Source organism: Rhodococcus sp. BP22 (assembly GCF_014281965.1).
GTDB lineage: Bacteria > Actinomycetota > Actinomycetes > Mycobacteriales > Mycobacteriaceae > Rhodococcoides.
In genome coordinates, this window is sequence record NZ_JACFTB010000004.1 from 116,568 (window position 1) to 142,024 (window position 25,457).

General features: G+C 62.4%; 26 protein-coding genes. 18 read left to right on the forward strand and 8 right to left on the reverse strand.

What is annotated here, in order from left to right; translation table 11 throughout:
• Position 1 precedes the first annotated feature (1 nt).
• The 9 genes from H2510_RS10125 (at position 2) to holA (ending at position 8,491) form a co-directional block, all read left to right on the forward strand.
• Positions 2–1,420 (forward strand): VWA domain-containing protein, encoded by a 1,419-nt coding sequence (locus H2510_RS10125; protein ID WP_186628223.1) that lies wholly within the window; start codon positions 2–4, stop codon positions 1,418–1,420.
• Between the two features lie 75 nt (positions 1,421–1,495).
• Positions 1,496–2,269, forward strand: coding sequence for a nicotinate-nucleotide adenylyltransferase (gene nadD / locus H2510_RS10130; protein ID WP_315901318.1), 774 nt, complete (start codon positions 1,496–1,498; stop codon positions 2,267–2,269).
• Positions 2,266–2,655, forward strand: a complete 390-nt coding sequence (gene rsfS / locus H2510_RS10135) for a ribosome silencing factor (RefSeq protein ID WP_084344710.1) — start codon at positions 2,266–2,268, stop codon at positions 2,653–2,655. Before nadD ends, rsfS begins: the two co-directional genes overlap by 4 nt.
• Complete coding sequence (locus H2510_RS10140) at positions 2,652–3,317, forward strand: histidine phosphatase family protein (protein WP_186628224.1); 666 nt, start codon at positions 2,652–2,654, stop codon at positions 3,315–3,317. The genes rsfS and H2510_RS10140 overlap by 4 nt, the downstream gene beginning before the upstream one ends.
• Entirely contained in the window at positions 3,304–4,065 is a 762-nt protein-coding gene (octT, locus tag H2510_RS10145; protein WP_397517348.1) for a diglucosylglycerate octanoyltransferase, read from the forward strand. Before H2510_RS10140 ends, octT begins: the two co-directional genes overlap by 14 nt.
• Complete coding sequence (locus tag H2510_RS10150; RefSeq protein WP_186628226.1) at positions 4,062–4,895, forward strand: DegV family protein; 834 nt, start codon at positions 4,062–4,064, stop codon at positions 4,893–4,895. Before octT ends, H2510_RS10150 begins: the two co-directional genes overlap by 4 nt.
• Positions 4,896–5,027: 132 nt before the next feature.
• Complete coding sequence (locus H2510_RS10155; protein WP_186628227.1) at positions 5,028–5,903, forward strand: ComEA family DNA-binding protein; 876 nt, start codon at positions 5,028–5,030, stop codon at positions 5,901–5,903.
• Positions 5,900–7,465 (forward strand): ComEC/Rec2 family competence protein, encoded by a 1,566-nt coding sequence (locus tag H2510_RS10160; RefSeq protein WP_315901320.1) that lies wholly within the window; start codon positions 5,900–5,902, stop codon positions 7,463–7,465. Before H2510_RS10155 ends, H2510_RS10160 begins: the two co-directional genes overlap by 4 nt.
• Positions 7,466–7,516: 51 nt before the next feature.
• The gene (gene holA, locus H2510_RS10165; RefSeq protein ID WP_186628228.1) at positions 7,517–8,491 is read left to right on the forward strand and encodes a DNA polymerase III subunit delta; all 975 of its coding nucleotides are present in this window, start codon (positions 7,517–7,519) and stop codon (positions 8,489–8,491) included.
• A gap of 54 nt (positions 8,492–8,545) precedes the next feature.
• Here holA and rpsT read toward each other — a convergent pair whose 3' ends face one another.
• The gene (gene rpsT, locus H2510_RS10170; RefSeq protein WP_084344722.1) at positions 8,546–8,806 is read right to left on the reverse strand and encodes a 30S ribosomal protein S20; all 261 of its coding nucleotides are present in this window, start codon (positions 8,804–8,806) and stop codon (positions 8,546–8,548) included.
• A gap of 314 nt (positions 8,807–9,120) precedes the next feature.
• Between rpsT and H2510_RS10175 the strand changes: the two genes are divergently transcribed.
• A complete protein-coding gene (locus H2510_RS10175) occupies positions 9,121–9,891 on the forward strand; it encodes an aquaporin (protein WP_186628229.1) in 771 nt (256 codons plus the stop codon).
• Position 9,892: 1 nt separating this feature from the next.
• On the opposite strand, the gene H2510_RS10180 is transcribed toward H2510_RS10175, so the two are convergent.
• Positions 9,893–10,456 (reverse strand): type II toxin-antitoxin system PemK/MazF family toxin, encoded by a 564-nt coding sequence (locus H2510_RS10180; RefSeq protein ID WP_186628230.1) that lies wholly within the window; start codon positions 10,454–10,456, stop codon positions 9,893–9,895.
• Between the two features lie 114 nt (positions 10,457–10,570).
• On the opposite strand from H2510_RS10180, the gene lepA reads away from it, so the two are divergent.
• Entirely contained in the window at positions 10,571–12,412 is a 1,842-nt protein-coding gene (gene lepA / locus H2510_RS10185) for a translation elongation factor 4 (protein ID WP_186628231.1), read from the forward strand.
• Positions 12,409–13,422, forward strand: a complete 1,014-nt coding sequence (locus tag H2510_RS10190; protein ID WP_315901321.1) for a nitronate monooxygenase — start codon at positions 12,409–12,411, stop codon at positions 13,420–13,422. The genes lepA and H2510_RS10190 overlap by 4 nt, the downstream gene beginning before the upstream one ends.
• Positions 13,423–13,428: 6 nt before the next feature.
• Here the strand turns inward: H2510_RS10190 and H2510_RS10195 are convergent, their stop codons facing one another.
• Entirely contained in the window at positions 13,429–15,471 is a 2,043-nt protein-coding gene (locus H2510_RS10195; RefSeq protein WP_186628232.1) for a glycoside hydrolase family 15 protein, read from the reverse strand.
• A 79-nt stretch (positions 15,472–15,550) separates the two neighbouring features.
• Here H2510_RS10195 and H2510_RS10200 point away from each other — a divergent pair, with 79 nt between their 5' ends.
• From H2510_RS10200 to H2510_RS10220, 6 genes are all read left to right on the forward strand, one after another.
• Positions 15,551–15,781, forward strand: a complete 231-nt coding sequence (locus tag H2510_RS10200) for a hypothetical protein (RefSeq protein ID WP_186628233.1) — start codon at positions 15,551–15,553, stop codon at positions 15,779–15,781.
• 146 nt (positions 15,782–15,927) lie between these two features.
• Positions 15,928–16,020: an Ms4533A family Cys-rich leader peptide gene (locus H2510_RS21205; protein ID WP_354561833.1), complete on the forward strand. Its 93-nt coding sequence runs from the start codon at positions 15,928–15,930 to the stop codon at positions 16,018–16,020.
• 240 nt (positions 16,021–16,260) lie between these two features.
• Positions 16,261–17,283, forward strand: a complete 1,023-nt coding sequence (locus tag H2510_RS10205; protein ID WP_186628234.1) for a sulfate ABC transporter substrate-binding protein — start codon at positions 16,261–16,263, stop codon at positions 17,281–17,283.
• Between the two features lie 5 nt (positions 17,284–17,288).
• The gene (cysT, locus tag H2510_RS10210) at positions 17,289–18,152 is read left to right on the forward strand and encodes a sulfate ABC transporter permease subunit CysT (RefSeq protein ID WP_186628235.1); all 864 of its coding nucleotides are present in this window, start codon (positions 17,289–17,291) and stop codon (positions 18,150–18,152) included.
• A complete protein-coding gene (cysW, locus tag H2510_RS10215) occupies positions 18,149–18,949 on the forward strand; it encodes a sulfate ABC transporter permease subunit CysW (RefSeq protein WP_186628236.1) in 801 nt (266 codons plus the stop codon). Before cysT ends, cysW begins: the two co-directional genes overlap by 4 nt.
• Positions 18,949–20,007: a sulfate/molybdate ABC transporter ATP-binding protein gene (locus tag H2510_RS10220; RefSeq protein WP_186628237.1), complete on the forward strand. Its 1,059-nt coding sequence runs from the start codon at positions 18,949–18,951 to the stop codon at positions 20,005–20,007. Before cysW ends, H2510_RS10220 begins: the two co-directional genes overlap by 1 nt.
• Here the strand turns inward: H2510_RS10220 and H2510_RS10225 are convergent.
• Genes H2510_RS10225 through H2510_RS10245 form a run of 5 tightly spaced genes read right to left on the reverse strand, consistent with a single transcriptional unit; the run spans position 19,997 to position 25,446 of the window.
• Positions 19,997–20,758 (reverse strand): sirohydrochlorin chelatase, encoded by a 762-nt coding sequence (locus H2510_RS10225; RefSeq protein WP_186628238.1) that lies wholly within the window; start codon positions 20,756–20,758, stop codon positions 19,997–19,999. The genes H2510_RS10220 and H2510_RS10225 overlap by 11 nt on opposite strands.
• Positions 20,755–22,065 carry a sulfate adenylyltransferase subunit 1 gene (locus tag H2510_RS10230; RefSeq protein WP_186628239.1) on the reverse strand — a complete coding sequence of 437 codons (1,311 nt, stop codon included), beginning with the start codon at positions 22,063–22,065 and terminating at the stop codon, positions 20,755–20,757. Before H2510_RS10230 ends, H2510_RS10225 begins: the two co-directional genes overlap by 4 nt.
• Positions 22,065–23,009, reverse strand: a complete 945-nt coding sequence (gene cysD / locus H2510_RS10235; protein WP_186628240.1) for a sulfate adenylyltransferase subunit CysD — start codon at positions 23,007–23,009, stop codon at positions 22,065–22,067. The genes H2510_RS10230 and cysD overlap by 1 nt, the downstream gene beginning before the upstream one ends.
• Positions 23,006–23,704 (reverse strand): phosphoadenylyl-sulfate reductase, encoded by a 699-nt coding sequence (locus H2510_RS10240; protein ID WP_186628241.1) that lies wholly within the window; start codon positions 23,702–23,704, stop codon positions 23,006–23,008. The genes cysD and H2510_RS10240 overlap by 4 nt, the downstream gene beginning before the upstream one ends.
• Before the next feature lie 8 nt (positions 23,705–23,712).
• The gene (locus H2510_RS10245; protein ID WP_186628242.1) at positions 23,713–25,446 is read right to left on the reverse strand and encodes a nitrite/sulfite reductase; all 1,734 of its coding nucleotides are present in this window, start codon (positions 25,444–25,446) and stop codon (positions 23,713–23,715) included.
• Between the last annotated feature and the right edge of the window lie 11 nt (positions 25,447–25,457).

Below are 25,457 nucleotides of genomic sequence, written 5' to 3' on the forward strand. Positions count from 1 at the left end.
CATGCAGTCACCTCCGCACGGTCTGCCCGGTCACCTCGTGGATTTCGTCACCGCGTTGCGTAAACGCGGGATCTCGGTCGGGCCTTCCGAAACCATCGATGCGGGTCGAGTGCTCTCGGTGCTCGATATGTTGGACCGCGAAGCGCTTCGCGAGGGGCTTGCATGCTCGCTCCTTCGTCGGCCCACGCATCGTGACACGTTCGACGCTCTCTTCGATCTGTGGTTTCCAGCTGCGTCAGGGCAACGGGACTCGGGGAAGATCGACACTGCCCTTCCGCGCACGGCCGACGGCGAAGTCGACATCACTGCGCTACGCGAACTCATCACCGAGCTGCTCGTCGACGGCAGCCCGGAGGCGGTGAGCCTCACCGAAATGCTCGCCGCACAGATGGTCGAGGAGCTCGGGCAGTACACCTCCACGAACGGACCGTCGTTCTCTGCGTATCAAGCGCTACGCGACGTCGCACCCGATACGTTGCTGAGCAAAATTCTCGAGGGTCTTCTCGGTAACGCGGAGACCGGTTCGGACCGGTCCTCGTCGCCGTACGAGGACGAGGTCGCCAAGCGCACCGCCGCAGCGCGTATCGCCGACCTTCGCAAGATGATCGACAACGAGACCCGGCGTCGCGCAGCGGAGCAACTCGGACGCGAGCGAGTGGCAAGTTACGGCGTTCCCAAGCTGGCTGAGGAAGTCGACTTTCTTCGTGCGTCCGACACCGAAATGGTGGCACTCAGACGCAGCGTCACACCGCTTGCCAGGCTTCTGGCCAGCAGGCTCGCTGCGCGACGCAGCCGAAGCCGCGCCGGCTCGATCGACCTGCGTCGCACCCTGCGCAAATCCATGTCCACCGGCGGCGTGCCGATCGATCTCGTGCAGCGCAAGCCCCGTCGGTCCAGGCCCGAGTTGGTGGTGATGTGCGACGTGTCGGGCTCGGTTGCAGGCTTCAGTCATTTCACGTTGCTGTTGGTGCATGCTCTTCGCGAGCAGTTTTCGAAGGTCCGAATCTTCGCTTTCATCGATTCCACCGACGAGGTGACGCAGTTCTTCGATTCCAGCGCTGATCTGGGCGCTGCGATGTCGAGGATCATCCGCGAGTCCGATCTGATCACCTTCGACGGGCACTCGGACTACGGAAATGCGTTCCAGACCTTCGACGACAGATTCGCCCAATCCGTCACCTCCAGGACCTCGGTGCTGATACTCGGTGATGCCCGGACGAACTACCGTGATCCGAAGGTCGCCGCCCTGGCCCACACGGTGTCGGTTGCCAAGCACGCCTATTGGCTCAACCCGGAGCCGATCGGGCAATGGGGGTCCGGCGACTCTGCCGCCGATGTCTATCGCGAGGTCATCAACATGTACGAGTGCCGCTCGGCGCAACAGCTGGCCGACATCGTGTCGAGACTGCTGCCTGTGTGATCTTCGAGCTCACCGGGACCTCCGGACGGTGTCTGGCCGACGACGCATTGCCGGGGCGAAGTAAGCTCGACAATCGTGCAGCAACCATCTCCGGCCGTGGCCACCGAATCGGCAGCGCGCCGAAAGCTGGGCGTGATGGGTGGAACCTTCGATCCGATCCACCACGGGCACCTTGTGGCGGCGAGCGAAGTTGCCAATACGTTCGATCTCGACGAGGTCATCTTCGTTCCGACCGGTGTGCCGTGGCAGAAGGAAGGAAAGCCTGTCAGCCCGGCCGAGGACCGGTATCTGATGACAGTGATCGCTACCGCCTCCAACCCGCGGTTTTCGGTCAGCCGAGTCGATGTCGATCGCGAGAAGCTCACCTACACCGTCGACACCCTGCGGGACCTTCGCGCGCAGCATCCCACCGCGGAGCTGTACTTCATCACCGGAGCCGACGCGCTGGAGAGTATCCTCACCTGGCAGAACTGGGAGGAACTCTTCGAATTGGCGAAATTTGTCGGCGTATCGCGACCGGGGTTCGAATTGGGTGTCGAGCACCTGGCGGATCACCTGCAAGACTTGTCTCCGGACGCGCTTACGCTCATCGAGATCCCTGCACTCGCAATCTCCTCTACCGAATGCAGGCTCCGGGCGAGCGAGAATCGCCCGGTCTGGTACCTCGTACCCGACGGCGTGGTGCAGTACATCTCGAAGAGAAATCTATACCGACCCAGGGGCGCACAGCGTCTCGACGGCTCCGTCACCATGTCGGAGCCTGCGCCACAAAAACAGCAACCGGCCGAGTCCGTCACCAGCGCAGTGACCGAGGACTCGAGCCTGAACAGTGGGAGAGAAGTCAAGTGACTGCAACAAACGAGGCCGTCGCAATGGCGCGAATTGCGGCACTCGCAGCCGACGACAAGCTCGCAACGAACGTGGTTGTGTTGGACGTATCGGATCAATTGTTCATCACCGATTGCTTCGTGATCGCCTCGGCATCGAACGAGCGACAGGTCAACGCGATCGTGGAGAGCATCGAAGACACCCTGCGTGAATCCGGTTTCAAGCCGGTGCGCAAGGAAGGCACGCGCGAGGGTCGATGGGCACTGCTCGACTACGTGGACGTCGTCGTCCATGTCCAGCACGAGGACGAGCGCAACTTCTACGCCCTCGAGCGCCTGTGGAAGGACTGCCCGACCGTGGAGGTTCCGGGGCTCGGCGAGCGCGCGGAACCGGAAACGGAGCAGTGAGCGCTGCCGTCAAGCGGCATTTGATCCTGCTGCGCCACGGTCAGACCGAATACAACGCGACGAGCCGGATGCAGGGCCAGCTCGATACCGATCTGTCCGAGCTGGGGCGTACACAGGCCAAAACTGCGGCGGCGGAACTGTCGACGCGTTCGCCGCTGCGCGTAGTTTCCTCGGACCTTGCTCGCGCGTTCGACACTGCCGTCGCACTCGGGGACGTATCGGGCCTGCCGGTCTCGACCGACGCGCGGTTGCGTGAGACGCACCTGGGTAGGTGGCAGGGGCTCACGCATCTCGATGTCGATGCGGAAGCACCTGGAGCGCGTTCGAAGTGGCGCGCTGACGCCTCGATCGCACCGCCTGGGGGTGAAAGCCGTATCGACGTGGCCCGCCGCAGTGTGCCCGTCGTAGAAGAACTTGTGGCGCAGCTACCCCAGTGGGGGGCCGGCGGGTCCGATCGACCGGTCGTGCTCGTTGCGCACGGCGGACTGATCGCCGCTCTCACCGCGTCGCTGCTCGACCTTCCGGTCGATCGCTGGCCGGTTCTCGGTGGTCTCTCCAACACGAGTTGGGTACAGCTGAGCAGTCACGGTGCGGGCGAAGCCCTCGGTTGGCGCTTGGATGTCTGGAACGCATCGGCGCGAGTGGCCAGTGACATCCTCTGACGACTACGCCCCGCCCGTGGCCGATAAGAATGCTCCGCCGGTACTGCTGGTGCTCGCCGATTCGCTCAGCTATTTCGGCCCCAAAGGTGGTCTGCCGGTAGATGATCCGAGGATTTGGCCGAACCTTGTCGCGGCCGAGCTCGGATGGCGGGTCGAGTTGGTTGCTCGAATCGGCTGGACCAGTCGTGACGTGTGGTGGGCTCTGACACAGGATCCGCGGGTGTGGGCCGCCATCCCGAAAGCAGGTGCAGTCGTTTTCGGCGTCGGCGGAATGGACTCTCTGCCGTCACCGTTGCCGACCGCTCTACGTGAGCAGATTCGTTACGTCCGCCCGCCTGCGTTGCGGAGAGTCGTTCGAGCGGGATATCAGTGGGTACAACCGAGATTCGCGCATCTGCGTTGGCCGGTCGCGCTTCCACCGAAGCTGAGTGTCGATTATCTCGAGCAGGCGCGGGCTGCTCTGGCATACGTTCGGCCGGAGCTTCCGGTCATCGGCACACTGCCTTCCGTGCATCGCAGTGACGCATACGGCAAGGTGCATGCGGGTCGACCGGCCGCCGAGCGCGCACTACGCACGTGGAGTGAGAGCACAGGCGTCCCCTTGGTCGACCTTGCAGAAGCAGTCCGCGAGAACATCTACTCCGACAACGCCAACCCGGACGGGATCCACTGGGGCTGGGACGCGCACGTCGCCGTGGCCGAAGCGATGCTGGTCGAACTTCGCAAAACCCAGGTAACCGCGCCGTGACCATCGCAGTCGTGACCGATTCTTCGGCGTGCCTCGAACCGGGTGTCGCGCGCAGTGCAGGCATCACGATCGCGCCACTGCACGTATTCGTCGGCGGCGTCGATCTCCGCGAAGGTATCGACGACATCCCCGCGGACTTCGCCGCCGATGGACCGGTGACCACCGCGGGCAGCTCGCCGGGCGAGCTGGTCGAGCTCTACGCCGCGGCACTCGAGCGAAGTGGCGGTGCAGGAGTGATAGCCGTCCATATCTCACGCGGACTCTCGAGCACCTGGGATGGGGCGCGGCAAGCCGCCGCCCAGCTCGGTGATCGCGTCCGCGTCGTGGATTCGGCTGCTGTGGCCATGGGACTTGGTTATGCCGCACTTTCGGCAGCGCGTGTTGCTGCCGAAGGCGGCACTCTCGATTCGGTCTTTGCCGAAGCAGCGGCGGTGTCGGCCCGGACGCGATGCTTCATCGTGGTCGATCGACTCGATCATCTACGCCGCGGCGGGCGGATCGGTGCGGCGGCAGCGTTGTTGGGGACGGCGCTTGCCATGAAGCCTGTGCTCCACCTCGCCGACGGAAAGCTCGTGCTGAAAGAGAAAACTCGGACCTCGACGAAGGCACTCGGCAAGCTCGTCGAGGCGGTTGCCGCGGTATCGGGCGAATCGGGGGTTGCGCTCACCGTTCATCACATGCAGTGCGAAGCCCGCGCAGCGACTGTCGCTTCGATGCTCGCCGACCGCATCCCGCATATCGTCACGCTCGAAACGCTGCCGTTCGGTGCTGTAGTCGGGGCCCATGTGGGTCCAGGCGCAGTGGGCGTTGCGGTATGTCCCCAGGCGTGACCACCGTCCTCTCGCACGAGAGTTTCGGTTGTGCGAGGGGTGTTGTCCACAGGCGAGGCCTTGTTCCACAGGGCAATCGGTGACCACGCAATTCTGTGCCGACGTGATGTCGCCATCGTTAGTGTCCGTCGCATGGCGAGACCCGAAGAGCGACTGCGATCACTGACTGGTTCGGGTAGTGATCCCGAGTCCGTTGAAAGTATCGATGATACTTCGGCACAAGATAATTGGCTCGATGTAGAAGAAGGCCGCACGACGGCACTCTCGCCGTATCTTCCGGAGCGTTGGCGAGGTGCTCGACTCGATCCGGGACGAAAAGGCATGTTCGCCTTGTTCGTCGTCGGGCTTCTCGTCGTCCTCGTGGCCGGTTACGGATTTCTCCGTAATTCGGCGGAAGTCGTTCCGGTACCGCCGCTTCCGGTGGTGACACCCGAGTCGGTGGCTGCTGCGACACCGCCGAAGTCCGGTCTTCCCACCGAAGGATCGGAGCCGGTTCCTGCAGTAGACGTCGTAGTCAGTGTGGTCGGCCTCGTGTCGTCTTCGGGTCTGATTCATCTGCCATCCGGCTCACGGGTGGCGGACGCGTTGGCCGCGGCGGGAGGTCCGCTCGACGGTGCGGACGTCTTGGCACTGAACCTGGCAGCGAAGGTCACCGACGGTGATCAAATCGTAGTCGGGGCCATCCCGCCGGATCCGCGGCCTCTGGTGAGCGGAACGGTATCAGCGGCTTCGGGAACCGCAGGCGGCCAAGCGAGTTCGAGTACGGCGGAGCAGTCGGGATCGACCGGAGCACCGGTGTCCGGCAGCTCCAGCGCCAGCGCGGTGAATCTGAACACTGCGACGGTGGCCGAGCTGGATGCCCTCTCGGGAGTAGGCCCGGTAACCGCTGCGAACATCGTCTCGTGGCGTGAGGTGAACGGTTCGTTCACCGATGTCGCTCAACTAGGTGAGGTCGACGGTATCGGCCCCGTTCGTCTCGAGAAGCTCCGGAGCCAGGTGTTCGTGTGACCGAACCGGAAATCCGTCCCTACGATTTTCGGCTGGTCCCGTCGACTCTGCTGTGTTGGGCTGCGATGGTGTTCGGCGTGTTGGCCGGATCCGCAGCGGTGACAATTCTCGCCGTCGCGCTCGGCGTTGCCGCTGCTGTGATCGGTGTTGCCGGCGCTGCAGTGGCTTCGGAACAGTCCGCCTCGGTTCGGCGCGTGGTGCCAGGCGTGGTGGCGATGCTCGTTCTGGGAGCGTGCTTCGCCGCAGCGGCCGCAATACACGTCGGAGTATTCGAGACAAGCCCTGTCGGCCGAGCTGCAGAACGGCAGGCCTGGGTCAGCGCAGCGATGACCGTGCGTGAAGATCCGCGATCGTCACGCTCCGCTGGGCCCGAGACTGTGACGGTCCGAGCCGAGCTGACGCAAATGGATATTGCCGGCACACCACACCGCGTCGGTGGACGTGTACTGGTCATCGCACCTGCCGACGGTTGGGACGACCTGGTACCAGGTCAGGAGGTGACGCTCCGCGGGCAGCTGTCCGTACCGGACCGTGCGGACCTCACCGTGGCCGTGGTGCGAGTCGACGGACCGCCGACTTCGGTCTCGAAACCCGGACTTCTCGCCGCGGCCGCTCGGCATGTCCGATCGAATCTCGCCCTCGTCGCTTCGACGTCGTTGCCGCCGGACCGGGGCGGTCTCTTGCCAGGACTGGTGGTCGGCGACGTGTCCGCGTTACCGGAAGAGATAGCGAACAATTTCCGGGCTGCTGGTCTGACTCATCTGACGGCGGTCTCCGGTGCGAACTTCTCGATTCTGCTCGGTGCCGTCCTGCTGCTCGCCCGAGGAATCGGAACTGGCCCGCGCACAACGGCATCGGTGTGCGCTCTGGTTTTGCTGATCTTCGTGGTTATCGCGCGTCCGTCTCCGAGTGTGCTGCGGGCGGCAGTGATGGGAAGCATCGGACTGCTGGCACTTGTCACCGGACGCAGGCGCCAAGCGGTTCCAGCTCTGTGTACCGCAGTACTCGGACTGATCGCCTGGTGGCCGGAACTTGCCGTGGACTTCGGATTCGCGCTGTCGGTGTCGGCGACGGCAGGTTTGGTCGTCTTGGCGCCGGTGTGGGTGGATTGGCTGCGCAGACATGGATGGGGGAGAGCGAGCGCCGAGATCGTGGCAGTGGCGGCCGCCGCTCACGCGGTGACTGCGCCAGTGGTGGCAGGGATGTCGGGCACCTTCTCAGCGGTCGGTGTGGTGGCGAACGTAGCCGTGGCTCCACTCGTGGCGCCCATCACGGTGATCGGTGCGATCGTTGCCGTCGTAGCGAGCTTCGCCACCGGTGCCGCATCGCTGATCGTCCTGGTGGCATCCGCCCCACTGTGGTGGTTGATCTCCGTCGCACAGTGGGCCGCGTCGGTACCCGGGGCCGGGTTCGAGATCACCAGTGGTGTTCCCGGCGCCGCAGCGGTGGTCGGTGCGCTCACCGTCCTGATACTCGCACTGCGCTTTCAGCTGGCCCGCTGGATCCTCGGCGGTCTCTGCGTAGTCCTCGTGTTGTTCTGGCTCACGGGACTTCGGTCGTGAGAGCTGCATGGAGTTCGGAAAAGGTCGGACCGGCATGGCACGATCGCACATGTGAATGCGAATACCCCACCTGCGGCCCTTCATCTCGTCCTCGGCGACGAGGAGTTGCTGATGGACCGCGCAGTGGCGTCGATCGTCGGGCAGATCAGATCGACTCAACAACCCGGTGAAGATCTTCCCGTGACGAAGCTTCGTGCCGGTGACGCCAGCGCCCCGGAATTGGCCGAGCTGCTGAGCCCGTCACTTTTCGCCGAGGATCGGGTAGTGGTGCTCGAGGCCGCCGCCGAAGCAGGCAAGGACGCAATGGCCATCGTGGTCGACGCGGCTGCAGATCCGCCGGCCGGCGCGGTGCTGATCGTCATGCACTCCGGCGGTGGCCGGGCAAAGGCTCTGGTCGGATCGCTGCAGAAGAGTGGCGCCGTGACCCACGAGTGCGTGAAGCTGACCAAGGCATCCGAGCGAGTGGACTTCGTCAAACGCGAGTTCACCGCCGCACAGGTCCGGGTCAGTGGTGACGTAGTCGATGCGATCGTCGAGTCGGTCGGTTCCGAGCTCCGCGAACTAGCCGCGGCATGTTCGCAGTTGATTGCCGACACCGGTGGCAAGGTCGATGTCGCCGCTGTACGTCGGTATTACTCCGGGAAAGCAGAAGTGTCCGGCTTCGACGTCGCAGACAAGGCAGTAGCGGGGGACCGTCCCGGCGCGTTGGAGGCCTTGCGATGGGCCCAACACCGGGGGGTGCCGCACGTGCTTCTCGCCGATGCGTTGGCAGATGCTGTTCGCACCATTGCGCTGGTGGGATCGGCAGGACGCGGAGATCCGTTCCGGATGGCGGGAGAGCTGGGCATGCCGCCCTGGAAGATCAAGAAGGCACAGGGGCAGGCCCGCACGTGGAACGGTCGCTCGATCGCAGAAGCGTTGCAGATCGTGGCGCAATTGAATGCAGATGTGAAGGGGCAAGCCGCCGACTTCGATTACGCCGTCGAGCGTGCAGTGTCAGTGGTTGCAGAATTGAGTAGCCGGTAGGTCACGAAAAAGACCCGCTCGGCGATCCGAGCGGGTTCTTTCGTTACGTGAAGATCAGAGCTTGTTGACCGCGAGAGCCAGTGCCGACTTCTTGTTGGCTGCCTGGTTCTTGTGGATGACGCCCTTGCTTGCTGCCTTGTCGAGCTGGCGAGCTGCCGTCAGGAGCAATGCCGAGGCCTTGTCCTTGTCGCCGGTCGAAGTGGCATCACGGAAGGAACGGATGACCGTCCGCAGCGAAGACTTCACCGACTGGTTGCGCAGTCGCTGACGCTCGTTGGTGAGAATCCGCTTCTTCTGGGACTTGATGTTTGCCACGCGTAAATCCTTCTGTCTTCGTCGGTATTCCGGTCAGGGCGATCCATGCTGAAATGCCCGAAGTATGCTGCCGAGCTGTTGAGCCCAGCGCCGAAGGTCGAGAATACCAGCACTGGCAGTCATAACCGAAATCGGCGACGCTCGCGGCATGGATGCCGACGGTGGAGGCTTGAAAGTCACCCTCTGGAGTGCTGATCGGAAGTCGCCGTCAGCGCCGGATTCACCACCCGAAGGTGTGGTGAAGGTCACATGACTGGCGTACTCTACTGCTCGACAGAATTTGGTCGGGAATACCTTCTCAGCAAGGTGGGAACATGTCGACAGCACAGGAATATGCGGAACCGGAAGTAATCTCCGACACGAAAAAGTATGTCGCGGAGGCGATGGGCACCTTCGTGCTCGTGTTCACCGCCGTCGGTACGGCAGTGTTCGCGGGGGACAAGGTCGGAAACCTCGGCGTTGCACTCGCTTTCGGTCTCACTCTGCTGTTCCTCGTTTATGCGATAGGCCCGATCTCCGGTTGCCACGTCAATCCCGCTGTCACCATGGGGCAGTTGTTGCTGGGGCGGTTGTCCATCGCCAAAGCGGGCCTCTACGTTCTCTCTCAAGTAATAGGTGGACTCATCGCAGGCGCAACTCTGTTCGCGGTCGCGAACAGTCTCCCGTCGTACGACCGAAAAGTGGATGGACTCGGCGCAAACGGTTGGGGCGCGCACAGCCCCTCTGCCATCAAGGGCCCGCTAGGGGGTGTGCTGGAGAACGGTTACGGCATCGGCGCCGCGATCGTCATCGAGGTGTTGCTGACGGCGCTGCTCGTTTTCGTGGTGTTGGCGTCGACCGATCAGATCTCCGACGTGCCACTGGCAGGGGTATCGATCGGATTCACACTCACCGTCATCCACCTCGTTGCCATTCCCATCGACAACACGTCGGTGAATCCCGCTCGGAGCCTTGCCGTTGCGGCGTGGCAACCCGGTGCGCTTTCTCAGATCTGGCTCTTCATTGTGTTTCCGCTGGTAGGCGGAGCGTTGGGTGGCCTCATCTATCGCGGCGTCTTCGGTCGGTACAACCGTCTCGATTCCTGAATCAGGTCCAGCTGAAGTCACTGCGCAAACGCGACGCCACGATGTCGAACTTCGACTTGTTCAGTACCGCACCTTCGCGTCGGATCCCCGACTCGGGGACGTCGAGCACCCGATCGAGTCGAATCCAACTAGGACGTCCCTCGCTGTCCCAGGAACCCGAACCGATGGCAACCCAGTCTCGTTCACCATCGCGCTTGCTCTGACTCGAGAGCATCAAACCGAGGAGGGTGTCGCCGTCGCGTCCGACCACGAGGACGGGCCTGTCCTTTCCCTGGTTCACGTCTTCTTCGTAGGTGACCCAGGTCCACACGATTTCACCGGGATCGGCTTTCCCATCGAGATCGGGGGAGTATTCGACCCGTCGTGCGCGATGGGCGGTCGGGACCGTGTGTGAGGCAACCGGACGTCCTGGATCGACGGTCGGGCCGGAGGAGCCTCTGCTCGAGAGGGCATCCATGCCCTTCTGGAGTGCGCCCGAACTTTGAAGTTGACGGAACAGTCTCGGGCCCTCGCGCCGCGCGATCCTGCTCAATTCCTTACCGAACTTGCTCCAGTTCCCAGCCATGCGACGACAGTCTAGTCATTCCGCGCGAACGGCCAGCCGGGGAAGTCTTCGGGCGCGAGGCGTGGGAAGATGGACTCTGTCCGTTCGCTCTTCTCCCCGGCCAAAGGATCGTAAGTGCCCAGCTTCGCCGACACGACGTTCACCGATCCGTCCAGGATCAGGAACTTCTGCATCATCGCCCACATCGACCATGGCAAGTCGACGCTGGCAGATCGGATGTTGCAGCTCACGGGCGTCGTCGATGACCGGTCGATGCGGGCTCAATACCTCGATCGTATGGACATCGAGCGTGAACGCGGCATCACGATCAAGGCTCAGAACGTTCGCCTTCCGTGGTTGGTCGACGGCGAAGAGTTCGTACTCCACCTCATCGACACACCCGGCCACGTCGACTTCACCTATGAGGTTTCTCGTGCACTCGAGGCCTGTGAGGGTGCAGTGTTGCTGGTCGACGCCGCGCAGGGGATCGAAGCGCAGACGCTCGCGAACCTGTACCTCGCGCTCGAAAAAGAGCTGACGATCATTCCGGTCCTGAACAAGATCGACCTCCCCGCAGCGGACCCCGACCGCTATGCCGCCGAGATCGCGCACATCATCGGTTGCGAAGCGGACGACGTACTTCGTGTCTCGGGCAAGACGGGTGTCGGCGTCGAGGAATTGCTCAACGAGGTCGTGAAGCTTGTTCCCGCACCAGTCGGGAATCCGGACGGGCCCGCGCGGGCAATGATTTTCGATTCCGTATACGACACCTACCGCGGCGTCGTCACCTACGTCCGAGTGGTCGACGGGGCTCTCAATCCCCGCGAGAAGGTCACGATGATGTCGACCGGCTCGACACACGAACTACTCGAAGTCGGGATCGTTTCACCCGATCCGAAACCGACAAAGGGACTCGGCGTCGGCGAGGTCGGGTACCTGATCACCGGCGTCAAGGACGTTCGACAGTCGAAGGTCGGCGATACCGTGACCACGGCACGCAAGGGCGCGACGGAACCCCTCACCGGGTATCGGGAACCCCGCCCGATGGTGTACTCCGGCCTGTACCCACTCGACGGTTCCGACTACCCGGATCTGCGTGACGCACTCGAGAAGTTGCAACTCAACGACGCTGCACTCACCTACGAGCCCGAGACCTCGGTCGCGCTCGGATTCGGCTTCCGCTGCGGTTTCCTCGGGTTGCTGCACATGGAGATCACCCGTGAGCGCCTCGAACGAGAATTCAACCTCGATTTGATTTCCACCTCCCCGAACGTGGTGTATCGCGTCGAGATGGAAGACAACGCCGAGCATGTGGTGACCAACCCGTCGTACTGGCCCGAGGGCAAGGTGCGCGACGTCTTCGAGCCGATGGTGAAGTGCACCATCATCACCCCGAGCGAGTTCATCGGTTCGATCATGGAGCTCTGCCAGGGCAGGCGCGGAGAGCTCGGCGGAATGGACTATCTGTCGGAGACGCGTGTCGAACTGCGCTACACGATTCCTATGGCCGAGATCATCTTCGACTTCTTCGACATCTTGAAGTCGCGCACCCGTGGCTACGCGAGCCTCGACTACGAGGAGATCGGCGAGCAGAGCGCCGCTCTGGTCAAGGTGGACATCCTCCTCCAAGGTGAGGCAGTCGACGCCTTCTCCGCGATCGTGCACAAGGATGCCGCGGCCGCATACGGAAACAAGATGACCACCAAGCTCAAAGAGTTGATTCCGCGCCAGCAGTTCGAGGTACCCATTCAGGCTGCTATCGGGTCCCGGATCATCGCTCGCGAGAACATCCGCGCGATCCGTAAGGACGTGCTCGCCAAATGCTATGGCGGTGACATCAGCCGTAAGCGCAAACTCCTCGAGAAGCAGAAAGAGGGCAAGAAGCGGATGAAAACCATCGGTCGGGTCGAGGTTCCGCAAGAAGCCTTCGTTGCCGCATTGTCTTCGGAGTCGTCGACGGACAAGCCGAAGAAGTGATTCGCTCCACGGTCATTCTCGACGGGCTTCGCGTCCCGGTGATCAGTGCGCCGATGGCCGGTGGGCCCTCGACCGTGGAACTCGCGTCAGCGGTGTCGAACGCGGGCGGACTGGGAATGCTCGGCGGTGCCCTGCTCGACGTCGATAAGCTTGCCGCGCAGGTGAATTCGATGCGAGGCATCGTTTTTGGTGTCAACTTGTTCATCCCGGACGACCCGACAGGCGCCGATGTCGCTGCGTACGCACGGCATCTCGAGCCATGGTTCGCGCGGTACGACGTCGAACCGGGGGAGTTGCCGCGGCGCGACGACTACTATGCCGACAAATTCAGCTGGCTCGTCGAGCACCCCGTTCCCGTCGTGACGAGCACGTTCGGCACGTTCAGTGCTGCGGAAGTCGTTGCGCTGCACGAAATCGGGTCCGAGGTTTGGTGCACCGTGACGAGCGGGTCGGAAGCACACGAGGCTCAGGCGAACGGGGTGGACGCGCTCGTGGTGCAAGGCCCCGAAAGTGGCGGCCATCGAGGAAGTTTCGATGGTTCGGCCCCGGAAATTCCGTTGACGGGTGTACTCGAGGCCGTGCGGGCGGCATCGATTCTTCCCCGTATCGCAGCGGGCGGTTTGATGGATGGACACGACATCGCACCGCTGCTCTCGTCAGGATTGGCGCATGCCGCGCAGCTGGGCACGGCTTTTCTCGATACTCCGGAGGCCGGTACCAGGGCGGTCCACCGCGAGCAGCTGAGGCAGGCGTCCGGCACCGCGGTGACCCGCGCGTTTTCCGGCCGTCCAGCACGTGGACTCGTCAACGAGTTCATCTCGGAGAACTCCGACGTGGCACCGCTGGCCTACCCGGACGTGCACTACCTCACCGGCCCTATGCGGGCCAAGGCTGCCGCTGCGGGAGATCCGTCGGGGCTGTCGATGTGGGCAGGCACGGGCCACCTCAGAGCCAGGGCGGTCCCCGCAGCCGAGCTGCTGGCCGAATGGGCGCAGCAGCTACGGCGCTGAGGGAACTCAGTTGACGTGCGCGGGCTTGAAGTGTCCGGTGGCCTGAGCTTCCTCCGCTCGTATGACGTGAACAACGGCATTGATGAGCGCGAGGTGAGTGAATGCTTGCGGGAAGTTGCCGAGGTGCCGACCGGTCTTCGCATCGAGTTCTTCGGCGTAGAGCTTCAAGGGGCTCGCGTATCCCAGCAAACGTTGGCACAGGTGCTTGGCACGTTGTAGATGGCCGATCTCCACGAGCGCAGACACCAGCCAGAAAGAACAAATGGTGAAGGTGCCTTCCTCGCCCGCCAGACCGTCGTCGGTCGTGTCGACGCGGTACCGAAGCACCAACCCGTCCTCGGTGAGCTCGTCGGCAATGGCCAGCACTGTCGCCTTGATGCGTTCGTCGTCGGGTGGGAGGAATCTGAGCAACGGTGCCAGCAGCAGTGACGCGTCCAGAGAAGGGTGTCCGTATCGCTGGGTCAGTACCCCGCGAGAGTCGACGCCGTGCTCGAGGATATCGGCCTTGATTTCGTCAGCGATCTCGTTCCATTGTGCGGCATAGCTGCTCTCGCCGTGGATTTCGGCAAGCTTCGAGCCGCGGTCGAGCGCTACCCAGCACATCATTTTGGACGAGGTGAAATGCTGCGGTTCGCCGCGCACCTCCCAGATTCCGCGGTCGGGTTTGCGCCAGTTCGCGATCGCTTCCTCGACCTGTCGCTTGAGCAGCGGCCACAAGAACTCCGGCACATGTTCGCGTGACTTCACGTGCAGGTACACCGAGTCGAGCATCGTTCCCCAGATATCGTGCTGCTCCTGGTTGTACGCGCCGTTTCCGACGCGGACGGGTCGGGCGCCGTCGTAACCGGACAGGTGAGGTAGCTCGCTCTCTTCGAGAATCTTCTCACCGCCGACGCCGTACATCACCTGGAGCGGGTTGGCGTCGCCGTTCTCGGCCCTGGACACATCGGCCATGAACGAGAAGAAATCGTTGGCTTCGCGGTCGAGACCGAGTGTGTAGAGGCCCCACAGTGCGAAGGTCGAGTCGCGTACCCAGGTGTATCGATAATCCCAATTACGCTCTCCACCGGGCGTTTCCGGCAGTGACGTAGTCGATGCTGCCAACAGGGCGCCGGTGGGTGCATAGGTGAGACCTTTGAGGGTCAGCGCACTGCGCTGCAGGTAACCGCGCCACGGATGGTCGGGGAATCGTCCGATGGTGATCCACTGACGCCAACACTCGGCGGTTCGCCACATCTTCTCCGCTGCCTCGTCGAATGTCGTAGGGGCGGCCAGATGGGACCACGAGAGCGCCACGAATATGTTGTCACCCTCGGCCATACGGGTACGAGCACGAGCTTCTCGGCCCTCGATGCCGATACGAAGATTGGTCGTCAGAGTCAGCGTCGGCTGGTCTCCGTCGGTACTGGCTTGGCAGGTTGCTGTTGCCTGCTCGTAGACCTTGCCGGTGTACTCCCACTGCGCAGCAGCACGGTGATAATCGAATGCCGGCTCGCAGCTCATCTCCAATTCGACGGTGCCGCTGACACATTTGACCGTGCGGAGAAGGATGTGCTCGGCGTCCCAATCGGACGGCGCCCGCTTGTGTGACCGGGAACGCTGATCGGTGTTGTGCCACGGACCCATTACCAATGCATCGCGTACGACGAGCCAACCGGTTTCGGTCTGCCACGTCGTCTCGACGATCAAGCCGCCGGGCAGATAGCGTCGGGCAGCTGGGACGGACTGGCCGTACGGCCCGACCCGAAAATGGCCGGCGCTACGGTCCAGTACCGCACCGAACACGCTCGGGGAGTCGGGGCGTGGAATACACATCCACTCCACCGAACCGTTCCTGGCCATGAGGCACGTCGTCTCGCAATCGGAGAGAAACGCATAATCATCGATCGGAGGGAAGGCGCTTCGATAGGAGGTGAGGCCGGAAACCGGGGCCTCGGTGCTGGCCAGAGCGCCCTGTGAAGGGTGCACGCCGCCGTCGGGTGCCCCCGCTGCCAGGACGGAATCGTCGGTTACGGGGACCACTGTCGACTCGTTCTCGAATGCCGTCATGATCCCATCATCATCCGTGTGTGTGGCCATCGTCTACCGCCGGGTTTTCTCGGCGTGGCGGACCGATAGAGTAAACGGCGTGGATGCAATAGCGACCTGGTGGGACGGGATCGAACTGTGGATCACCGCTCTCCCGTTCATTCCACAGTCGCTCGTAGTGATGCTGGTGGTGGTACCCGTTGCATTCGGGCTCGCGGTCCTGTTGGACCGAGTCCTTGCAGTCCTGCTGCGAGTGCTGGGTCGAGATGCTCACTCCCAGGCAGAGCTGGAAGCTCCATTTCAAGAAACGTCGAAAACGGAAGGCCACTGATGCCGCGGTCGAGGGTCTCGCTAGCACTGTTCGCTCTACTCGTTCTCGTCGTGATCGCCTGGTTCCTGACCAGATAGTCGACGCATATCCGCGGCGACCGATCGAGGAATTAGAGTCCACCAGGATCCTCTGCTAGATTTCTGTCCGTGTCTGCCGCTGCCGAGTACCGAGTCCGCCATGAATTGGCGTTGATTGCGGTCGGCATGCTCGCAGTAGCCGATATCGACTGTTGTCGATAGACCTCGTGGCGCTCCGGCGGGGTGACGGTCAGGCGTCGTAGCCTGCTTGCTCGCTGCGATTTGTCGTTACCTGCACCGCTTGTTCTACGTGGACGCCCGATGTCGTTCTACTCGACCGGCCATCCCACTTCCTTTCGCTGCGCTGGTCTCTTGTTCCGCGCATGCGTGCCCGCATACCGTCCTCTCGCACAGCCGCGAATCGGCTTCGAACGGACTGAACAGATGAAAGGCTCATTTCCGATGAGACACAGCTCTCGTTACCTGCTCACCACCTTCGCTGCGGTGGGAGCGGTCGTTCTTGCCGCCTGCGGAGGTGGCTCCAGCGATGTCGTGGGTGACTCGGGCGGATCCTCGGGCGGCACCGCGTTGACCCTCGTCGGTTACGCAGTGCCGAAGAACGGCTGGGATGCGATCGGGCTGGCATTCACGGGAAGCGAAGCGGGTGACGACAGTTCGATCAACGCCGACTACGGTGCCTCGGGCAACCAATCACGCAAAGTGGTCGACGGTGCCCCGGCGGACATCGTGAATTTTTCGGTCGAACCGGATGTGACGCGGTTGGTCAAGGCGGGCAAGGTCGATGAGGATTGGAACCAGAACGCTTACGGCGGTGTACCTTTCGGATCTGTCGTCACCTTGGTCGTCCGCGAGGGCAACCCGAAAAACATTCGAACGTGGGATGACCTGCTCGCCCCTGATGTACAGGTCATCAGTCCGAGCCCGCTCAGCTCGGGTTCGGCCAAGTGGAATCTGCTGGCGCCGTACGCGGCAAAGAGCAACGGCGGTCAGGATCGGCAGGCAGGTCTCGATTACGTTCAGAAGCTCGTGTCGGGACACTTTCCGGTACAACCGGAGTCGGGTCGCGCGGCGACCGAGGCGTTCCTGCAAGGGCAGGGCGACGTGCTGATCAGCTACGAGAACGAGGCACTCCTCATCGAAGAGCAGGGCGAGAAGGTCGAGCACATCGATGTGGCCGACACCTTTCGAATCGAAAATCCTGTTGCTGTGGTGAACACCAGCGGCCAGCTGGAATTGGCCAATGCGCTCAACGACTACATCTATACCGACGAGGGACAGAAGATCTGGGCGGAGGCAGGATTCCGACCCGTCAACCCGGACGTTGCAGCCGAGTACTCGGACAAGTTCTTCACCCCGGAGAAACTGCGCACTATCGACGATCTCGGTGGGTGGAGTCAGGTCGACGCCGATCTGTTCGGTGACAGCGGCGCAATCACGACCATCTACAGCGAAAACACCAAGTAGGAACCATGTCGACCACTATCGAGGCCGAGTCACGGTCATGGCGCGCGAGTTCGCGTAAGGGGCGCAAGTTCCGCGGTCCCGGCTCCGTCGGTCCGCTCGGCCTCGGAGTGGCGGTGTTGTGGTTGAGCATCATCGTGCTGCTGCCGCTCGCAGCGTTGTTGGTCAAGTCGTTCGACAACGGGCTTGCCGGCTTTTGGGATGCGGTAACCCAGCCGCGTGCAATCGCGACATTCAAGGTGACGCTGGAAGTGTCGGTGGCCACCGCGATCATCAACCTCTTCCTTGGCACGCTCATCGCGTGGGTGCTCGTTCGCGACGAGTTTCCGGGCAAACGATTTGTCAATGCGGTGATCGACCTGCCGTTCGCGTTGCCGACGATCGTGGCGAGCCTCGTGCTGCTCTCGCTCTACGGCCCGACCAGCCCCATCGGCCTGGTCTTCAACGCTACGAAGCCTGCCGTGGTCGTCGCGTTGCTGTTCGTCACATTGCCGTTCGTGGTCCGAGCCGTGCAGCCCGTGCTCATCGAGATCGACAAGGAAGTGGAAGAAGCGGCCGCATCCCTGGGAGCAGGTAACTGGACCATCTTCCGGCGCATCGTGCTTCCGGTGCTGATGCCCGCAGTTCTGAGCGGCGCCGGATTGGCATTCGCCAGGGCTATCGGCGAATTCGGATCGGTTGTCCTCATCGGCGGCAACATCCCGGGGCAAACGCAGATCGCATCCCAATACATCCGTGAACTGATCGAGTACGACCATCAGGTCGACGCAGCGGCGATCTCGGTCGTCTTGCTCGCGTTGGCGTTCGTCGTCCTGTTCGTTCTTCGCATCGTGGGAAGTCGACTCGCTCGAAGAGAGGAACAGATCCGATGAAGCTCGGACTCCCGGTCAAGCTCTCTCTGCGGGTCGTTGCGTTGTTCTATCTCGCTGCGCTGGTGTTGTTTCCGCTCGGCGCCATCCTCTATCGGACGTTCGAAAATGGGATCGCCGAGTTCTGGGGACTGATAACGACGCCGGCCGCTCAGTCGGCACTGCAACTGTCGTTACTGATCGTCGCGATCGTCGTTCCGATCAACGTCGTCTTCGGTGTCATCACTGCCCTTGCACTCGTGCGTGGACGATTCCGTGGAAGGGGTGTCCTCGAGGCCATCGTGGACCTTCCATTCGCGGTGTCGCCCATCGTCACCGGCGTCGCGCTCATCCTGCTGTGGGGCGCGAACGGTTGGTTCGGCGGCATCGAGAGTCTCGGCTTCAAAATCATCTTCGCTTTGCCAGGCATGGTGATAGCGACGATCTTCGTGACACTGCCCTTCGTAGTGCGCGAAGTGGAGCCGGTGCTCTACGAAATCGGAGAAGAGCAGGAAGAAGCTGCGTCGACGTTGGGGGCTTCCTCGATGCAGACCTTCTGGAGGATCACACTTCCTGCTATTCGCTGGGGTCTGACGTACGGAATCGTCCTGACCGTTGCGCGTTCGCTCGGCGAGTTCGGCGCCGTGATCATGGTTTCGACCAACTTGCCAGGCGTCTCGCAGACACTGACCCTGTTGGTGAATTCTCGATACGAAGACTTCAACCAAGCGGGTGCATACGCCGCATCCACCTTGCTCATGGCAATTGCCGTCATCGTATTGCTGCTGATGACTGCCCTCGACAAAAAGAGGACGAAGTAATGACTGCATCGAAGAACAACGAGATCGAGATCTCCGTTGTCGGCGCCAACAAGAAATACGGCGACTTCGCCGCACTCGATAATGTCAGCATCGACATCCCCAAGGGCTCGCTGACGGCGTTGCTCGGACCGAGCGGCTCCGGTAAGTCGACCTTGCTGAGGTCGATTGCAGGCCTCGAGCAACTCGACTCCGGTCAGGTGGTCCTGGCCGGCCAGGACGTAACGTGGGTGAGCCCGCAGCGTCGTGAAATTGGATTCGTCTTCCAACACTATGCAGCCTTCAAACACCTCAGTGTTCGCGACAACGTTGCATTCGGTCTGACGATCAGGAAGCGACCGAAACCCGAGATCAAGCGGAAGGTGGACGAACTCCTCGAGATCGTCGGCCTCGCTGGATTTCAAAGCAGATTTCCGGCGCAGCTTTCGGGCGGCCAACGGCAGCGCATGGCACTGGCACGCGCGCTCGCGGTCGATCCGCAAGTGCTGTTGCTCGACGAGCCCTTCGGCGCACTCGATGCAAAGGTCCGTGAGGATCTTCGAACGTGGCTGCGTCGATTGCACGACGAGGTACATGTCACGACGGTATTGGTGACGCACGATCAGGAAGAGGCACTCGACGTCGCCGACCGGATCGCGGTGCTCAACAAGGGGCGGATCGAGCAGGTCGGTACCCCCGAGGACCTCTACGATCGTCCCGAGAACGACTTCGTGATGTCCTTCCTCGGGCAGGTCGCAAAGCTCAACGGACTACTGGTCCGACCGCACGACATTCGCGTCGGTCGGGATCCGAGCATGTCGCTGGCGCAGGAGAACGGGACAGCCGAATCTGCGGGCGTGACTCGCGCCATCGTCGAACGCGTCGTACGTCTCGGATTCGAGGTGAAGGTCGAAATGAAGAATGCTGCAACCGGAGAACCCTTCACCGCGCAGATCACTCGTGGCGACAGTGAAGCGCTCCAGCTCAACGCCGGAGAGACGGTGTACGTCCGCGCCACACGGATCCCGGAAATCCTCAACTCCAAAGGCAAGACCGCACAAGCCGCAGAGTCTATCTATTGAGGTGATCGTTGTCTGCGGTGACGATCTGCGTCAGAGCACAGTCGTAACGATGGGACACCACCTCGGCCACCGACGAGTGCGCACCGATGACGTCCGCTCGGACGACCTCGAAACCTGATGCGTCCACAACTGCGGATACGCGGTCGGTCAGCAACCCCGGTGCAAGAAACCACTGCGCGAGCACAATCTTTCTCGCACCGGCGCTGTGCAAGAGCCGGAGAGCTTCGGCAGGACCCGAATTCGGCACGGTGGCAAAACATGTCACGGCCTCGCGCCAACGAGTTTCGGTGAGAACCTGTCGAGCAATGGCACGGGTGCGTTCGTTGGCGGCACCGTCCGAGGATCCGACGGCGGCGAGAAGGACACCGACATCCGGATCGTCGACCTCCACGCCTGCGTCGAATATGCGTGAACGAACGGCATCGACCAACAGCTGATCCTCGCCCAGTACGTCGGCCTGCACCAGCGACAATCCTGGATTGCGCAGCCGTGCCGCACCGAGCATTGTCGGCAAGTCGACCCTTGCGTGAAACGCGCTGCCGAGCAGCAGCGGAACGACGACTGCCGAGTCGGCACCCTCGAGAGCGACATCGTCGATAACTCGATCGACGTGCGGCTCCGTCAGGTCCAGAAACGCCACTCTCACATCCACATCCGGGCGCCGAAGCCGGATTCGATCGACAACCGCGTGCACCGTACGAGCCGAGCGCGGATCGCGGCTACCGTGAGCGGTGGCAATCAGCACACTCACACCGGTGTCGGCGTCCCGAGTTCGACGGCGGACAACGCGTCGCCGACCAGACCGGCAGCGAGGGTATTTCCGCCGTTCGGATCGATCAGCAGAAAGCTTCCAGTGTGCCGGTTGACCCGGTAGTCGTCCGCCACGATCGGCTCAGCAACACGAACCGAGATTCGACCGATGTCGTTGAGCTCCAACGATTCCGGTGACGGCTCGGAAGTCAATTTCTGTTCGTCGAACCGCTCCACCAGCGAGCCGACGATGGCTTGCGTGGTACGCGTTCCGTGCTTGAGTAGCAGGCGTGCACCGGGCCGCAGAGGCTTCTCGGCGAGCCAGCACACAGTGGCGTCGAATTCCCCGAGGGGCTCCGGCGCATCCTGCGGGGACGCGATGGTGTCACCTCGAGACACGTCGACGTCGTCGGCGAGAATTAACGTGACGCTACGGCCGGCATGGGCCGATCCGAGTTCGCCATCGGCTGTGTCGATGCGCTCGACGGTCGTGCGTACTCCCGAGGGCAACACGACGACTTCGTCACCGGGGGACACCGTTCCCGCTGCAACTTGGCCGGCGTAACCGCGGTAGTCCGGGAATTCGGCTGTGCGCGGACGGATTACGTACTGCACGGGGAACCGCAGTCCCACTCGATGAGGTTCGGCGTCCACCGGGACGGATTCGAGATGCTCGATCAGCGTCGGGCCGTCGTAGTACGGGGTCTTGGTCGAGCGCACCGCCACGTTGTCACCATGAAGGGCGGACACCGGTATCTCGGTGACATCCTCTGTAGCCCAGCCGAGTGAACTCGTCAAAGAGTTGAATTCTTCCGAGATATCCGCGAATACCTGCGCCGGATTCTCGACGAGGTCGATCTTGTTGACTGCCAATACCAGCTTGGGTACCCCGAGTAGCGCGAGAACCGCTGCATGCCTACGAGTCTGCGTGATGACGCCCTTGCGCGCGTCGACGAGAAGTATGACGAGCTGAGCCGTGGACGCGCCGGAGACGGTGTTACGGGTGTACTGAACGTGTCCGGGTGTGTCGGCGAGAACGAAGGAACGCGCGGGCGTCGCAAAGTACCGGTAGGCAACGTCGATCGTGATGCCCTGTTCGCGCTCGGCACGCAGGCCGTCCACCAGCAGTGACAGGTCCGGCGTGCTCAGTCCGCGGTCGACCGATGCCCGAGTGACGGCATCGATCTGGTCGGCGAGAACAGATTTCGTGTCGTAGAGCAGGCGTCCGACCAGGGTGGACTTGCCGTCGTCGACGCTGCCTGCGGTGGCAAGGCGTAGAAGCTGTGTACCGGAACGAGAGTTGCTCATCAGAAGTATCCTTCGCGCTTGCGGTCTTCCATGGCAGCCTCGGAAACACGATCGTCTCCGCGAGTGGCACCACGTTCGGTGAGCCGAGATGCCGCGACCTCGGCAAGAATCGCGTCGTTGTCTGCGGCGTCGGAGAGAACTGCGCCGGTCGTGGATCCATCGCCCACGGTCCGGTAACGAACCGAGAGAGTCTTCAGCTCCTCGGATTCGTTCGGGCCGCCCCACACACCGGGAGTCATCCACATTCCGTCGCGCTGGTACACCGGGCGCTGGTGGGCGTAGTAGATCGACGCCAATTCGACGTCCTCACGGGCAATGTAGCGCCAGATGTCGAGTTCGGTGAAGTTGCTCAACGGGAACACTCGAACTTGTTCACCCGGCGAATGCTTACCGTTGTAGAGGTTCCACAGTTCCGGACGCTGCTTCTTCGGATCCCACTGGCCGAAGGCGTTGCGAAGGGAGAAGATGCGCTCCTTCGCGCGAGCTCGCTCCTCGTCGCGGCGTGCGCCACCGAAGATGGCATCGAAACGGTTCTCCGCGATCGAGTCCAGTAGTGGAACGGTCTGAAGTGGGTTGCGAATGCCGTCAGGACGCTCGGTGAGTCGGCCGTCGGCAATGTAGTCCTCGACGCTGGCGATGTGCAGGCGGAGGTTGTACTTGGCGACTATGTAGTCGCGAAAGTCCAGCACTTCCTGCAAGTTGTGGCCGGTGTCGACGTGCAGCAGCGAGAACGGAAGTGGCGCAGGCCAGAAAGCCTTGATCGCCAAGTGCAGCAGAACGGTGGAGTCCTTGCCGCCGGAGAAGAGTATGACCGGGCGCTCGAACTCGCCTGCCACCTCACGGAAGATGTGGATCGCCTCGGACTCGAGTGCATCGAGTGTGTCGAATCGATCGCTGTCGAGCAGTGTGCGCGTAGCTTCTACAGCTGTCGTGTCCAGTGTCATGATGCGTGCAACCCACATTCGGTTTTGGCCTTACCGGCCCACCGTCCGCTACGCGGATCGGCGCCGGGGGCGGGCTTGACGGTGCAAGGTGCGCACCCGATCGATGGATAGCCTTCGTCAACAAGCGGATTGACGAGTATGGAGTGCTCGTCGATGTAGTTCTGCATGTCCTCGTCCGACCAGGCTGCGATCGGATTGATCTTCACCAGGCCGAAGCCGTCGTCGAAGGAGATGAGAGGCGCATTCGCGCGCGTGGGCGATTCGACGCGACGGATGCCGGTAACCCAGGCGCTGTAGTTGGCAAGCTCCTTCTTCAGTGGAGCGACCTTGCGCATGGCGCAGCATCGATTCGGTTCACGCGCGAAGAGGTCTTTGCCTTCCAGCGCATCTTGCTGCGGCACAGTCAGTTCGGCGCGAGCATTGACGATCTTGACGCCGTACACGGCCTCTACCGCATCGCGAGTGCCGATGGTTTCCGCGAAGTGATAGCCGGTTTCGAGGAACAGGACCTCGATACCCGGATGTACCTGGGCTGCAAGGTGTACCAGGACTGCGTCCTGCATGTTCGACGCCACGATGTAGTCGGTGCCGAATTCGCGTTCGGTCCAGGCCAGCAGCTCGGCGGCGTCGGCTCCGTCGAGTTCGCGAGCGCCGCGTTCAGCGACCGCCTTCAACTCCTCGACCGAAAGATTCATTCGAGTTCTCATCGCATATCCGCCTCGTCTGCTCGCACTGCCCATTCGGCAAAACGTTCGCCCTCGTTACGGTTCTTCACGAACTGCCGTACGACGCGATCGATGTAGTCACCCATCTCGAGGCTCGTGACCTTGTGTTGGCGTAGCTTTCGGCCAAAAGTAGTGTCGAAGCCGAGGCTGCCGCCCAGATGAACCTGGAAGCCTTCGACCTGATTGCCTTCACCGTCGTCGACCAGTTGGCCCTTGAATCCGATGTCCGCGACCTGCGATCGGGCGCAGGAGTTGGGGCAACCGTTGATGTTGATCGTGATCGGTACGTCGAGCTGGGCGTTGATGTCTGCCAGACGCTCTTCGAGTTCTGGCACGAGAACCTGTGAGCGCTTGCGTGTTTCGGCGAACGACAGCTTGCAGAACTCGATGCCGGAGCAGGCCATCAGGTTCTTGCGCCAGTGCGACGGCCGAGCCGGCAGGCCCAGAGCGTCGAGGTCGGCGATCAGTGGCTCGAGAGTTTCTTCGGCCACGTCGAGGATGATCAGCTTCTGGAAGGGCGTGAAGCGGACTCGGTCACTGCCGGCCTTCTCGGCGGCGTCGGCAACCCGAGCGAGAATGGTTCCCGAAACGCGGCCCGCGATCGGCGCGAAACCGACTGCGTTGAGTCCGTTCTGGGTCTTCTGGACACCGACGTGGTCGATAGGCCGCGTCGGCTTCTCGGGCGCCGGGCCGTCGATGAGGGGACGCTTCAAGTATTCGGTTTCGAGGACTTCGCGGAACTTTTCGATTCCCCAGTCCTTGATGAGGAACTTGAGCCTGGCCTTGGCGCGCAGACGGCGGTAGCCGTAATCACGGAAGATCGAGACAACACCTTCCCAGACATCGGGAACCTCGTCGAGCGGAATCCAAGCGCCGACCCGCTGAGCGAGCATCGGGTTGGTGGACAGGCCGCCGCCGACCCAGAGATCAAGTCCAGGACCGTGTTCCGGGTGGTTCACGCCGATGAACGCGACGTCGTTGATCTCGTGGACTACGTCCTGCTGGCCGGAGATCGCAGTCTTGAATTTGCGGGGCAGGTTGGAGTAAAGGGGGTTCCCGATGTAGCGGCGCACGATCTCGTCGATAGCGGGGGTGGGATCGAGTACCTCGTCGAGGGATTCGCCGGCCAGGGGAGAGCCGAGAACGACTCGGGGGCAGTCGCCGCAGGCTTCGGTTGTCTTCAGACCGACGGCCTCGAGGCGCTTCCAGATCTCCGGTACGTTCTCGACCTCGATCCAGTGGAATTGGACGTTCTCGCGGTCGGACAGGTCGGCGGTGTTGCGGCCGAATTCCTGCGAGATGCCGGCGATGGTCCGCAACTGCTCGAGGTTGAGAGAGCCTCCGTCGCATCGCACTCGCATCATGAAGTACTTGGCTTCGAGGAGGTCGACGTTCTCGTCACCGGTGAAGGTGGCGTCGTATCCCTGCTCCCGCTGGGTGTAGAGGCCCCACCAACGGAAGCGTCCACGCAGGTCGCTCTTGTCGATGCTGTCGAACCCCTGCTTGGAGTAGATGTTCTCGATGCGCGCCCGCACGTTCAGCGGGTTGTCGTCCTTCTTCGCCTGCTCGTTGGCGTTGAGGGGTTCGCGGTATCCGAGGGCCCACTGGCCTTCGGCGCGGCGCTTGGTCGGCCGTGCGGTGCGCTCTCTGGGCGCAACATCAGGCGATTTCGCGCCCGTTGCATCGGTAGTCGCGTCGGTTGTCGACGACATCAAAGGCTCCT